The sequence below is a fragment of the Streptomyces sp. NPDC059499 genome (assembly GCF_042749285.1).
Lineage (GTDB): Bacteria > Actinomycetota > Actinomycetes > Streptomycetales > Streptomycetaceae > Streptomyces.
In genome coordinates, this window is sequence record NZ_JBHYTT010000005.1 from 111,760 (window position 1) to 124,596 (window position 12,837).

General features: G+C 71.1%; 9 protein-coding genes. 2 read left to right on the plus strand and 7 right to left on the minus strand.

Features of this window, described 5'->3' with window-relative positions; translation table 11 throughout:
* Positions 1 to 33: 33 nt before the first annotated feature.
* The 4 genes from ACFW9O_RS14625 to ACFW9O_RS14640 all read right to left on the minus strand — a co-directional run bounded on the left by ACFW9O_RS14625 (position 34) and on the right by ACFW9O_RS14640 (position 2,900).
* Positions 34 to 780, minus strand: a complete 747-nt coding sequence (locus tag ACFW9O_RS14625; protein ID WP_384609110.1) for an N-acetyltransferase — start codon at positions 778 to 780, stop codon at positions 34 to 36.
* A gap of 89 nt (positions 781 to 869) precedes the next feature.
* A complete protein-coding gene (locus ACFW9O_RS14630; RefSeq protein ID WP_384609113.1) occupies positions 870 to 1,196 on the minus strand; it encodes a hypothetical protein in 327 nt (108 codons plus the stop codon).
* A gap of 44 nt (positions 1,197 to 1,240) precedes the next feature.
* A complete protein-coding gene (locus ACFW9O_RS14635) occupies positions 1,241 to 1,921 on the minus strand; it encodes an HNH endonuclease family protein (RefSeq protein ID WP_351174354.1) in 681 nt (226 codons plus the stop codon).
* Between the two features lie 112 nt (positions 1,922 to 2,033).
* Positions 2,034 to 2,900 carry a hypothetical protein gene (locus ACFW9O_RS14640; RefSeq protein ID WP_384609115.1) on the minus strand — a complete coding sequence of 289 codons (867 nt, stop codon included), beginning with the start codon at positions 2,898 to 2,900 and terminating at the stop codon, positions 2,034 to 2,036.
* A gap of 104 nt (positions 2,901 to 3,004) precedes the next feature.
* Between ACFW9O_RS14640 and ACFW9O_RS14645 the strand changes: the two genes are divergently transcribed.
* The gene (locus ACFW9O_RS14645; RefSeq protein ID WP_384609118.1) at positions 3,005 to 3,628 is read left to right on the plus strand and encodes a TetR/AcrR family transcriptional regulator; all 624 of its coding nucleotides are present in this window, start codon (positions 3,005 to 3,007) and stop codon (positions 3,626 to 3,628) included.
* Here the strand turns inward: ACFW9O_RS14645 and mfd are convergent.
* From mfd to ACFW9O_RS14660, 3 genes are all read right to left on the minus strand, one after another.
* On the minus strand, positions 3,606 to 7,136 hold the full coding sequence (gene mfd, locus ACFW9O_RS14650; RefSeq protein ID WP_384609121.1) for a transcription-repair coupling factor: 3,531 nt from the start codon (positions 7,134 to 7,136) through the stop codon (positions 3,606 to 3,608). The genes ACFW9O_RS14645 and mfd overlap by 23 nt on opposite strands.
* 205 nt (positions 7,137 to 7,341) lie before the next feature.
* The gene (locus ACFW9O_RS14655) at positions 7,342 to 9,921 is read right to left on the minus strand and encodes an ABC transporter permease (protein WP_384609123.1); all 2,580 of its coding nucleotides are present in this window, start codon (positions 9,919 to 9,921) and stop codon (positions 7,342 to 7,344) included.
* The gene (locus ACFW9O_RS14660) at positions 9,918 to 10,706 is read right to left on the minus strand and encodes an ABC transporter ATP-binding protein (RefSeq protein ID WP_329210230.1); all 789 of its coding nucleotides are present in this window, start codon (positions 10,704 to 10,706) and stop codon (positions 9,918 to 9,920) included. Before ACFW9O_RS14660 ends, ACFW9O_RS14655 begins: the two co-directional genes overlap by 4 nt.
* A gap of 359 nt (positions 10,707 to 11,065) precedes the next feature.
* Between ACFW9O_RS14660 and ACFW9O_RS14665 the strand changes: the two genes are divergently transcribed.
* Positions 11,066 to 12,742: an MFS transporter gene (locus tag ACFW9O_RS14665; protein ID WP_384609125.1), complete on the plus strand. Its 1,677-nt coding sequence runs from the start codon at positions 11,066 to 11,068 to the stop codon at positions 12,740 to 12,742.
* The last annotated feature ends 95 nt before the right edge of the window (positions 12,743 to 12,837 follow it).

A 12,837-nucleotide genomic window follows, 5' to 3' on the forward strand; every position in this document is an offset into this window, starting at 1 on the left:
GGCCCCGTCCACGACCGGGGGCCGGCCGCACCGTCACACCCGGTGCCGCACCCACACGTTCGGCTCGACGTACACCGCGTACCCGTGCTCGGTCGAACAGTGCACCGGCACCAGTGCTCCCGGCACCACCACCGGCCCCTCGGCGTCGAAGGGCAGCCCGGTCCAGGCCCGCCACTGCGCGAGGGAACCGCTGACGGTCATGGACGTGGGCGCCACCGCCTCGATCACCCCGCCCGCCCGCACATGGACCCGCAGCCACGGGTCGCAGGGCAGCCCGTCCTCGCCCCTGGTCCGCCTGGCGTACTCCTCCATCGGCGCCGAGGGATCGGTGTGCTTCGCGCTCGGCCGTACCGGGGCCACAAGCTCCCCGAAGCCCAGCCGTCCGGCGTTCTCCCGCATCTCGGCCACCATCCGGCCGGAGATGCCCCGCCCGAGGTGGCCCTCGGCGACCGTGATCTCGATCGCGCTCACCGTGTCGGGGGTGCGCCCGTGCCGCAGGTCGGAGAGCGCCCACAGCAGCACCTGGTCCCACCCGTTCACGGGCAGCCGGCCCCTCCCCGGCGCCTCCAGGGCGAACGGCACGCTGTACCCCCGCGCGACGACGGCACCGTGCGGGTCGGTGGCGACGAGCACGTACTCGGGGAACTCCACGGCGATCCGCGGGAAATTCGCCCAGCCGACGAGGTCCTCGAGTACGAACTCGGGCCAGGTGTCCGGCATCTCGTCCATCGCCCGGGCCAGTTCGGGCCGTGCGGCGAGGGTGGTGATCATCAGGTCCATCCGGCCACGCTAGACACGCCGCCCCCGCCCGCCAACCCAATTCCCGGGCCCCACGGGCTCGGGAGCAGACGCCGAGGGGACCGGCCGCGTCACACGGAGCCGGCGACGATGAGCGCGAGCGTGGGCACAAGCGTCAGCAGGACACCGGCCGGCCAGTACAGGCGGGGGTCGAGCCGCACTCTCCGCCGCACCGGGCCGTTGGCGAGCCACCACACGAGCCCGAACACCACCACGACCGGCACGATGATCACCAGCCACAGCAGCATGCCGTCGTTCTCGGTCGGCTCACGCACGGTGTAGCCCATCTCCGCGAGCGGGCCGTTCGACAGGTAGTACCAGAGGAGCCACACCGGGACGATTCCGGGTATGCCGAGCAACAGGTTCACGCCCACGGCCGCCAGACGCCATTTCCACATGCGCCCAGTGTCCACATCGGGCCGTACCCGGAGCGCGTCGCCGGTCAACGCCCGGCCGCCTCGGTCGGGTTGCCGCCCGCCGGAAGCTTCTGATCCGGGCAGGCCGCCAGCACCTTCGTCATCGCGTCCCGCTCGGCCCGCGTCACCCACAGCCCGTACTTCTTCTTGACCGAGACCTGCCCCGCCACGTACGTACACCGGTACGCCTTGTTGGGAGGCAGCCAGGTGGCGGTGTCACCGTCCCCCTTGCGGCGATTGGCCGAGGAGTCCGCGGCGACGAGATTGAGCGGATCGTTCGCGAAGGCGCGCCGCTTGCTGTCGTTCCACTGCTGCGCGCCCTTCTGCCAGGCGTCGGACAGGGCGACGAGATGGTCTATGTCGACCTTGCTGCGCCCTCGTTCGAACGTGACGCGCGTCCCCGTGTACGGATCGGGGTCGAGCACCCCGCGCAGCACCTTGCACCCGTCGGCCGCACGGGAGACATCGCGCAGCTGGTCCGCGAGGATGTCGTCCCGGGTCCCGCAGCCGTTCCGGTCGGTGTCCAGCCAGGCGGAGCCGAACTCGTCCCGGTCGTAACCGGTCCTGGGGGCCCGTCCCTTCACGGTGAGGCCCTCGACGGCCTGCATCGCCGATCCGCCCGCGGCGGGCGCGGTCCGGGACGGAGGATCGGGAGACAGGCTCCCGGCGTCACACCCGGCCAGGGCGAGCGAGCCCGTGAGTGTCACCGCCGCGAGGGGGAGCAGGCGGATTCGGCGGCTTGCTGCGCGATGAGATGTCACAGCGGTCCAGAGTAGGCGCCCGGCGCGGTCTCAGGCCTCCCCTATGCCCACCGTCGTCTCAGACCTTCCCGATGCCCAGCGTCGTCTCGGAGGGCAGCAGCCCCGAGCCGAGCACCTCCACCCACGGCGGCCCCAGCAGCTCCACGAGCCGCTCCCGCTCCTCGGCTCCGAGCACCTCCCAGGGCCTCGACGCCAGCTCGTCCGTGCGCCGTTCGACCCGTGCGCGCAGGGCCCGCCCGGCCTCCGTGGCCGTCCCGTCCGCCTCCAGCAGCCCGCGCTCCACCAGCCGTCGCCGTCCCGCCGCCCACTCCGCCCCGCTCCATCCCCGGCTCGTGAACACCTCGGGGCGGGCGGCGCCGACGGCCGCGAAGGAGACCAGCGACTCGACCGGGTCGAGGCCGGCCTCGACGAGCGCCACGAGGTGACCGTCCCCCCGGTGCTCACGCAGGACCGTCGCGGCCTGCCAGAGCGCCAGGTGGGGCTCGTCCGGCCAGGGCAGAGCGGCGTTGGCCTCGGCCAGCGGGCGGCCCGTGACATCCGCGGCCAGGGCCGCCCGCCGCGCCAGCGCGGCCGCCTCGGCGAACTCCGGGCCGTGCACCCGGTCGCCGAACAGGCCCCGGTACGCCCGGTCGACCGCCCTGGTGCGGGCCGCGAGGACCGCTTCGGGGGCGGCCACGGACCAGCCGTCCGGGACGTACTTCCCGGTCATCGCGGGGCTGAAGCTGTAGAACGTGGCGGTCACCCGGTCCGCGCCCACCGCCCCCAGCGGCGCCGCGCGCCAGGCGAAGTAGCTCGGCCAGCGCTCGTCGACCGCGTGACCGAGCGCGGCGGCCTCCTCGAAGGACTCCGGCGCGTAGTAGAGGACGGCGTGCAGGGGCTCCAGCAGGTGCCACATCTGGCGTACGCGACCCAGCTCGTCGGACATGTCTCCGCCTTCCGCAGAACGGCTCATCTTGTCACTGACTAGATTCCAGCGTGCTCCTCGTCGAAGAACTTGTCAATGACTAGATACGGCGTACCGTGCTGACCATGACCAGTGAGCGCACCTACCACCACGGCGACCTGCGGCGCGCCGTCCTGACCGCCGCCCTCGACGTCGTCGCCACCGAAGGCCCCGACGCCCTGAGCCTGCGCGATCTGGCCCGCCGGGCCGGTGTCTCGCACGCCGCACCGGCCCATCACTTCAAGGACCGGACGGGCCTGCTCACCGCCATCGCCGCCGAGGGCTACACCCTGTTCGCCGACGCCCTCACCGCCGCGCCGGACCTACGGGAACGGGGCGTGGCCTACGTACGGTTCGCGGCCGGGCACCCCGCGCACTTCCAGGTGATGTTCCGCCCCGAGCTGCACCACGCCGACGACCCGGAGCTGCTCGCCGCGAAGGCGCGCGCCACCGAAGCGCTCCGCACGGGGATCAGCGGCCTTCCCGAATCCGGGCGCGGCTCCGACGACCGGCTCGCGGGCATCGCGGCCTGGTCCCTCGCCCACGGCTTCGCCACCTTGCTGCTCAGCGGCAACCTGGAAGGGCCGGTGGACGGCCGGAACCCCGAGGAGGTGTTCCGGACGCTCACCGGCCTGCTCTTCAACCGGGAGACCCCGGACGGGACGTCGGCCACGGCCGGGACATCCGCTACGACCCCAGAATCGTCGTGAGGAACTCCCCGGTCCACGACAGGAGTTCACGCCCCACCACCGGCTTGCCGCCGATCCGGCCCGCGGTCGGGCGCGGCACCAGGATCTGGTGCGCGGCCGGCTTGATGACCGTCTTCGGGTGCAGCCGCTTCAGCCGCAGCTCCTGCGACTCGCGCAGCTCCACCGGGGCGAAGCGGATGTTCGCACCCTGCAGCACGATCTCGCCCACCCCGCACGCGCGGGCCAGCATGCGCAGACCCGCGACCAGCAGGAGGTTCTCCACCGGCTCGGGAAGCTTCCCGTAGCGGTCGGTGAGCTCCTCGCGGACCGCCCTGATGTCGTCCTCGGTGTTCGCGGAGGCGATGGCCCGGTACGCCTGGAGGCGCAGCCGCTCCCCCGGGGCGTAGTCGTGCGGGACGTGCGCGTCGACCGGGAGCTCGATCTTGACCTCCAGCGGCGGCTCCTCCTCGACCCCGCCGTCCACGGCCGCCCGGTAGTCGGCCACCGCCTCGCCGACCATCCGGATGTACAGGTCGAACCCGACGCCCGCGATATGACCGGACTGCTCACCGCCCAGCAGGTTTCCCGCGCCACGGATCTCGAGGTCCTTCATGGCCACGTACATGCCCGCGCCCATCTCGGTGTGCTGGGCGATCGTCGCCAGCCGCTCGTGGGCGGTCTCGGTGAGGGGCTTCTCCGGCGGGTACAGGAAGTAGGAGTAGCCCCGGTCCCGGCCCCGCCCGACCCGGCCGCGCAGCTGGTGCAGCTGGGACAGGCCGAAGTTGTCGCCACGCTCCACGATCAGCGTGTTCGCGTTGGAGATGTCGATGCCGGACTCGACGATCGTCGTGGAGACGAGCACGTCGAACTTCTTCTCCCAGAAGTCGACGACGACCTGCTCCAGCGCGCTCTCGCCCATCTGGCCGTGCGCCGTGGCGATCCGGGCCTCCGGCACGATCTCGCGCAGCCTGGCCGCCGCACGGTCGATGGACTCGACCCGGTTGTGGATGTAGAAGACCTGTCCCTCACGCAGCAGTTCACGCCGTACGGCCGCGCCGATCTGCTTCTCCTCGTACGGTCCGACGAAGGTGAGGACGGGATGCCGCTCCTCCGGAGGCGTCGTGATCGTCGACATCTCGCGGATGCCGGTGACGGCCATTTCGAGCGTACGGGGGATGGGCGTCGCGGACATGGTGAGGACGTCGACGTTGGCGCGGAGCTTCTTCAGCTGCTCCTTGTGCTCGACGCCGAAGCGCTGCTCCTCGTCGACGATGACCAGACCCAGGTCCTTGAACTTCGTCTCGGACGAGAACAGCCGGTGCGTGCCGATGACCAGGTCCACGGAGCCCTCGCGCAGCCCCTCCAGCGTCGCCTTCGACTCGGTGTCCGACTGGAAGCGGCTCAGCGCCCGCACGTTGACGGGGAACTGGGCGTACCGCTCGGTGAACGTCCCGAAGTGCTGCTGGACCAGCAGCGTCGTCGGTACGAGGACGGCGACCTGCTTGCCGTCCTGGACCGCCTTGAACGCCGCGCGGACCGCGATCTCCGTCTTGCCGTAGCCGACGTCGCCGCAGACCAGCCGGTCCATGGGGACGGACTTCTCCATGTCCTCCTTGACCTCGGCGATCGTGGACAGCTGGTCGGGCGTCTCCGCGTACGGGAAGGCGTCCTCCAGCTCGCGCTGCCAGGGGGTGTCCGGGCCGAAGGCGTGCCCCGGGGCCGCCATCCGCGCGGAGTACAGCTTGATCAGGTCGGCGGCGATCTCCTTGACCGCCTTCTTGGCCCGCTGCTTGGTCTTGGTCCAGTCGGCGCCGCCGAGCCGGTGGAGGGTGGGCGCCTCGCCACCGACGTACTTCGTGACCTGCTCCAGCTGGTCGGTGGGGATGTAGAGGCGGTCGCCGGGCTGGCCGCGCTTGGCGGGGGCGTACTCGACGAGGAGGTACTCGCGGGTCGCGCCCTGCACGGTGCGCTGCACCATCTCGATGTAGCGGCCCACGCCGTGCTGCTCGTGGACGATGTAGTCGCCCGCCTGGAGGGTCAGCGGGTCGACGGACTTGCGGCGCCTGGCCGGCATCCGGCCCAGGTCCTTGGTGGCCGTGCGCTGCCCGGTCAGGTCCGTCTCCGTCAGCACGGCCAGCTTCAGGCCCGCGTCGATGAAGCCGTAGTCGATGGCCCCGCAGGAGACGTGGACGAGCGACGGCGTGATCTCTCCCAGATTCTGGTCGAGGCGGGCCGCGATGCCCTCGCCGCCGAGCACCTCGACGGTGCGCGAGGCGGGCCCCTGCCCCTCGGTGACGTACACCGTGCGCCAGCCGTCGGCGAGCCAGCCCTTGGTGTCGGCGAGCGCACGGGCGGTGTCGCCCCGGTATGCCTCCGGGGCGCGCATCCCGAGCTTCAGGGTGTCCTCGTCCAGCTCGTCGTCCGCCGCGAACGGGGCGACCGACCACCACATCATGCCCAGCTCCCGGGCGTGGTCACGGACATCGGCGATGCCCCGCAGCGAGGCCGCGCCGACATCGATCGGCGCCTCGCCGCCACCCGCGGTGGCCGCCCAGGACGCCTGGAGGAACTCCTGGCTGGTGGCGACCAGATCGGTCGCCCGGGTCCGCACCCGCTCCGGGTCGCAGACCACGGCCATCGACCCCTTGGGCAGGACGTCCAGGAGCAGCTCCATCTCGTCGACGAGCACCGGAGCGAGGGATTCCATGCCCTCGACGGCGATCCCCTCGGCGATCTTGCCCAGCAGCTCCCCCAGCTCGGGATGGGCCTCCGCGAGGAGGGCGGCCCTGCTCCGTACGTCCTCGGTGAGCAGCAGCTCGCGGCAGGGAGGCGCCCACAGCCCGTGCTCGGCGACCTCCAGGGACCGCTGGTCGGCGATCTTGAAGTAGCGGATCTCCTCGACGTCGTCGCCCCAGAACTCCACCCGAAGGGGGTGCTCCTCGGTCGGCGGGAAGACGTCCAGGATGCCGCCGCGTACGGCGAATTCGCCACGCTTCTCGACCAGTTCGACGCGGGAGTACGCGGCGGCGGCTAGCGCGTCCACGACCTCGCCCAGATCGGCGGTCTGCCCGCCGGTCAGCGCCACGGGTTCCAGGTCCCCGAGCCCCTTGACCTGCGGCTGGAGCACCGAGCGGATCGGCGCGACCACCACAGCGACCGGTCCGGTCTCCGGGTCGTCCTGCCGCGGGTGGGCCAGGCGCCGCAGGACGGCGAGGCGGCGGCCCACGGTGTCCGAGCGGGGCGAGAGCCGTTCGTGGGGCAGGGTCTCCCAGGACGGGAACTCCGCGACGGTGTCCGGGGGCAGCAGGGTGCGCAGCGCCGCTGCCAGGTCCTCGGCCTCGCGTCCCGTCGCGGTGACGGCGAGGACCGTCCGTCCCGCCTCACGGGCGAGCGCCGCCACCGCGAAGGGGCGGGCGGCGGGCGGGCCGACCAGGTCGACATGGGTCCGGTGGCCGTCGGTGGCGGCCTTCACCGCTTCGGAGAGCGCCGGATCGGTGATGACTACATCCAGCAGACCGTGCAGGCTCATGAAGGCATTCCGTCCGGTGGGGCGAGGAGTGAGCAACGCGAAGGGCCCGACACGTAGGACGGGCCGGGGGCTTCCAGCGTACGACTCCGGTGTGACAGCCGCTCCCGCAACAGGAGGTCCGGGCCGCCGTCACGGGGAACGGAACCGGCCCGGGGCGTTTGGAGGAACGCCCCGGGCCGGTTCGGTCATCCTACGACGGGCAGGCTCACCCGTCGGTGGCGATCGCGTTCAGGACGTTCATCCGGCCGGCCCGGAAAGCGGGGACCAGCGCGGCGAACAGTCCGACGAACGCCGAGGCGACGAACACCGTGAGGATCGTCGGCCACGGGATCTCCAGGACACCGAGACCCTCCAGGGCCAGCAGCTTCTGGGCCGAGGTGCCCCAGCCCATGCCCAGGCCGAGTCCGAGCAGGGCACCGAACAGGGCGATGACCACGGACTCCAGCCGGATCATGCGGCGCAGCTGGCGGCGGGAGAGGCCGATCGCCCGCATCAGGCCGATCTCACGGGTCCGCTCGACCACCGACAGGGCCAGGGTGTTCACCACGCCGAGCACCGCGACGATGATCGCCAGGGCGAGCAGGCCGTACACGATGTTCAGCAGCTGGCCGATCTGGTCCTTCAGGTCCTGCTTGAAGTCGGCCTGGTTCTGCACCTTGTACTGCGGGTACTCGGCGAGCGCGCTCTTGAGGGCCGTGTACGCCTCCTTCTCCTTGCCGTCCTTCGCCTTGGCGAACATGATCATGTTCTCGGGCATCCGGTCGGCGGGGACGTACTGCTCGACGGTCGTGATGTTGGTGTACATCGCGCCCTTGTCCACGTTCGTCTCGTCCGAGGTGATCGCGGCGACCTTCAGCTTCGCCGTCTCGCCGGCCTTGAACGCGACCGTGATCTCGTCCCCGACCTCGATCCCGTGCCGGACGGCGTAGTCGTCGCCGACCGACATGGCGTTCTTGCCGTACGCGTCACCGAGGTCACCGGCGACCGTCGTGCGCCGCAGGTCCTCCTGGTACGTCGGGTCGGCGGCGACGACGCCCTCGTCCTCCGTCTTTCCGTCGGGGGAGGTGAGCTTCGCGCCGACGGACCTGTAGTCGGTGACGTGCTCGATGCCGGGCACCTTCTTGATGGCCTCCGCCGCCTGCGGCACGACCAGCTGGCCGGTGCTCGACTGGACGATGAAGTCCGTGCCGACCGACTTGTCCAGTTCCTCGGTGGCCGAGGCGACCATGGACGAGCCCACGACCGAGAGGCAGGCCACCAGGGCCAGGCCGATCATGAGCGCCGCACCGGTCGCTCCCGTACGCCGCGGGTTGCGCAGCGCGTTGCGCTCGGCCAGCCGGCCGACCGGGCCGAAGAGCCGCAGTACGACGACGCTGAGCGCCCGCACCACCACGCCGGCCAGCAGCGGGCCGATCACGATGAAACCGATGAGGGTGAGGACCACGCCCAGGCCGAGGAAGAGCGACCCCTCGCTCGCCTTGTCCGCCTGCGTCGTCGCCCACAGGGCCGCCGCACCCGCACCGGTGAGGACCAGGCCGATTCCGGCCCGGATCCAGCCGGACTTGGCGTCCGCCGGGGTACCCGCGTCACGCAGGGCCGCCATCGGGGAGACCTTGCCGGCCCGGCGGGCCGGGATGTAGGCGGCGAGGACGGTCACGATGACGCCGAGCGCGAGGCCGATGACCGGAGTCGTCCAGGCGATGGTGAGGTCCCTCGTGGACAGCTCCATGCCCATGGCGCTCATGAGCTTCATCAGCCCGACGGCCAGGCCGACCCCCGCGCCCACGCCGAGGACCGAGCCGACGATGCCGAGGAGTACCGCTTCGATCAGTACGGACCGGTTGACCTGCTTGCGGCTGGAACCGATGGCCCGCATCAGGCCGATCTCGCGGGTGCGCTGGGCGACCAGCATCGAGAAGGTGTTGACGATCAGGAAGATGCCGACGAGGAAGGCGATCCCGGCGAAGCCGAGCATCGCGTACTTCATGACGTCCAGGAAGGAGCCCATGGAGTCCTTGTTGGCCGCGGCGGCCTCGTCCTGGGTCTGCAGCTTGTACGTGCCCGTGCCCAGGGCGGAGGCGACGTTCTTCTTCAGCTGCTTGTCGTCGACGCCGGGTTCGGCCTCGACGGAGATGTGGGTGAAGACACCGGGCCTGCCGAGGAGCTTCTGCTGGGCGGTGGCCGTGTCGAAGTAGACGACGGCCGCACCCGGGTTCGTCACGGTGAAGGCGGTGATCCCGCTGATCCTCGCCTCGATGTCACCGGTGACGGCGACGGTCCGCAGCTCGTCACCGATCTTCAGGTGGTGCTTCTCGGCGGTGTCGGCGTCGACCATGACCTCGGTCGGGCCGCGCGGTGCGTGACCGGAGGTGATCTCCATGGAACGCAGGTCGTTGCGCGTCCAGTTGCCGGCGATCGTCGGGGCTCCGGTCTCGGAGCCCATGTTCTTGTTGTGGCTGTCGACGACCGTGACGGACATGCTCATCACTCCGCCCTCGGCCTCCTTCACCCCGTCGGCCTTCTCGACCTGGGCGAGGACGGAGGCGGGCAGCGCCTCGGGGCGGCCGTTCTCCGGCAGGTCGTCCGCTCCCTCGGCGGTCTTCGGGCTGACGGTGACATCGGCCGACGACGCCGCGAACAGCTTGTCGAACGTGGTGTTCATCGTGTCGGTGAAGACGAGCGTGCCGCACACGAACGCCACCGACAGCAGGACCGCGACCGCGGAGAGCGCCATCCGTCCCTTGTGCGCGAAGAAGTTGCGCATCGAGGTCTTCCAGACGGTCATGAGGTCCGCCCGCGCGCGTCGAAGTCCTTCATCCGGTCCAGGACCTGATCGGCCGTCGGGTTCTGCATCTCGTCGACGATGGAACCGTCCGCGAGGTACAGCACCCGGTCCGCGTAGGACGCGGCCACCGGGTCGTGGGTGACCATGACGATGGTCTGGCCCAGCTCGTCCACCGACCTGCGCAGGAACGACAGCACCTCGGCGCCGGCCCGCGAGTCCAGGTTCCCGGTGGGCTCGTCTCCGAAGATGATGTCGGGGCGGGCGGCCAGGGCACGGGCCACCGCCACGCGCTGCTGCTGACCGCCGGAGAGCTGCGTCGGCCGGTGCTTCAGCCGGTCGGCGAGACCGACGGTCTCCACGACCTGCTGCAGCCAGGCCGCGTCGGGCTTGCGGCCCGCGATGTCCATCGGCAGCGTGATGTTCTCGATCGCGTTGAGTGTCGGCAGCAGGTTGAACGCCTGGAAGATGAAACCGATCCGGTCCCGGCGCAGCTGGGTGAGCTTCTTGTCCTTGAGCTTGGTGATCTCGATGTCGGCGAGGTGGATCTCGCCCGAGGTCACGGTGTCCAGACCGGCCAGGCAGTGCATCAGGGTCGACTTGCCGGAGCCGGACGGACCCATGATCGCCGTGAACTGCCCGCGTGCGATGTCCACGTCGACATGGTCGAGCGCGACGACCCGGGTCTCCCCCGCGCCGTACGCCTTGACGACCTGCCGCGCCCGCGCAGCGACGGCCGTACGCCCTCCAGTGCCCCCGTGCCTGGGAATGGTTACAGCCGTTGTCACGGTTTTTCTCCTATGTCGTCGATGCCCGGACGTCTCTGTGTACGTTCAAAGTCTCGTGTGTGCAGGGGGTCCGGCGCGCTGGTGCCCAGCGCAGTCTTCAGGTGGGGTTTTCCCCACCCCGCCCTCTGCGGTCAGCCGCACTCGCGGCGTAAGAACACCGTAAGGAACGGGGCCCTCGGGGCACGTCCTCCGCCGGGAGGAACGACCCCTGGCCAGAAGTACGGAGCTCCCCCTAGGGGTCTCCGACCCCGGACGTAGACCTGGGTAGGGGATCTCATCCCTCGGCCGCATGCTGCCGCCCGGCCCCCCACGGTGAGACAGTGTCCCCAGAATTTAGATGCATAGGGAAAGGAAACCCTGTGGGCGGCACGGGCGGCGCGGGCGGGACGGACAGCGGTTCCGCGGCAGCATCCGGACCTCCCGGGCCGGGAGCCGGACCGGGAACAGGGCCGGTGACCGGACCGGGAACAGGGACGCCGGCGGGGCCCGGAGCCGGGTACGGAGGCACCGGCACGGCCGCCTCCGACCGCAGCAGGCGCCCCGTGGTGGCCGCGCTCATGCTCGGTATGGCGCTCGCCGCGATCGACGGCACCATCGTCGCCACGGCCGTCCCGCAGATCGTCGGCGACCTCGGCGGCTTCGCCGTGTTCTCCTGGCTCTTCTCCGGCTACCTGCTCGCCGTCACCGTCACCCTGCCGGTGTACGGGAAGCTCTCCGACACCTTCGGCCGCAAGCCCGTCCTGATCGCGGGCATCATCCTCTTCCTGGCCGGCTCCGTACTCTGCGCCGCGGCCTGGAACATGGCCGCCCTCATCGCCTTCCGGGTCGTGCAGGGCCTCGGCGGCGGCGCCCTCCAGGGCACGGTGCAGACCATCGCCGCCGACCTCTACCCGCTCAAGGAACGCCCGAAGATCCAGGCCAGGCTGTCCACGGTCTGGGCCACATCCGCCGTCGCGGGCCCGGCGATCGGCGGGCTGCTCGCCGCGTACGCCGACTGGCGCTGGATCTTCCTCATCAATCTGCCGGTCGGCGCGATCGCCCTCTGGCTGGTGGTCCGCCACCTCCACGAGCCGGCCCGGCCACGCCCCGCCACCCGCCCCCGTATCGACTGGGCGGGCGCCCTCGCGGTCTTCGCCACCGGCGCGCTCCTGCTGACCGCGCTCGTGCAGGGCGGGGTCGCCTGGCCGTGGCTCTCCGCCCCCTCGCTCGGACTGCTCGGCGCGAGCGCGGCCATGGGCGCGCTGACCGTCTTCATCGAACGACGCGCCGCCGAACCCGTCATCCCCGGCTGGGTCTGGCGGCGCCGCACCATCGCCTCGGTCAACCTGGCCCTGGGCGCGATGGGCCTGCTGATGGTCGCACCGACCGTGTTCCTGCCGACGTACGCCCAGTCGGTCCTCGGACTCGGCCCGATCGCCGCCGGGTTCGTCCTCTCCGTCATGACACTGAGCTGGCCGGTGGCCGCCGCGTTCTCCGACCGCGTCTACAACCGCATCGGCTTCCGCCGCACCGCGATCACCGGGATGACCGGCGCCCTGCTGATCCTGCTCGCCTTCCCGCTGCTGCCCTTCCCGGGCTCCCCGTGGCAGCCCGCCCTGATCATGCTGCTGCTCGGCGCGGCACTCGGCCTCTTCCAACTGCCCCTGATCGTCGGGGTCCAGTCGACGGTCGGCTGGTCCGAGCGCGGCACGACAACGGCGTCGGTCCTGTTCTGCCGCCAGGTCGGCCAGAGCCTGGGCGCCGCGCTCTTCGGCGCCGTCGCCAACGGAGTGCTCGCCTCCCGGCTGGCCGCCGCACCCGTCCCCGGACTGCCCGGCGACCTGGACGCGGTCTCGCACGCGCTGGAGGATCCGGCAGCGCTCTCGGCCGCCGCGACGGAGTACCTGCGCCGGGCCGTCGACACCGCCGTCGACTACGTTTTCGTCGGCGCCGCGGGGGCCGCCGCACTCGCCCTGCTGGTGCTCGTCGTCGTCGCCCCACGGCGTTTTCCGGTCATCGAGGAGCGCGAAAGCCCCTCCCTCGAGTCCAAGGACTAGACAACTGGAGAGTTACCGAAGGTAGTTCGGCCGTAACCCTCCCCAGCGGCCATACCCGCGAGTAACGTTCGCGCTCCCTACAGCGCACCCGCGCT

Coding starts and splice junctions, on each gene's coding strand:
- ACFW9O_RS14630 (WP_384609113.1), bottom strand. CDS start 1,196: ATGTGGAAATGGCGTCTGGCGGCCGTGGGCGTGAACCTGTTGCTCGGC.
- ACFW9O_RS14645 (WP_384609118.1), top strand. CDS start 3,005: ATGACCAGTGAGCGCACCTACCACCACGGCGACCTGCGGCGCGCCGTC.
- ACFW9O_RS14655 (WP_384609123.1), bottom strand. CDS start 9,921: ATGACCGTCTGGAAGACCTCGATGCGCAACTTCTTCGCGCACAAGGGA.
- mfd (WP_384609121.1), bottom strand. CDS start 7,136: ATGAGCCTGCACGGTCTGCTGGATGTAGTCATCACCGATCCGGCGCTC.
- ACFW9O_RS14625 (WP_384609110.1), bottom strand. CDS start 780: ATGGACCTGATGATCACCACCCTCGCCGCACGGCCCGAACTGGCCCGG.
- ACFW9O_RS14640 (WP_384609115.1), bottom strand. CDS start 2,900: ATGTCCGACGAGCTGGGTCGCGTACGCCAGATGTGGCACCTGCTGGAG.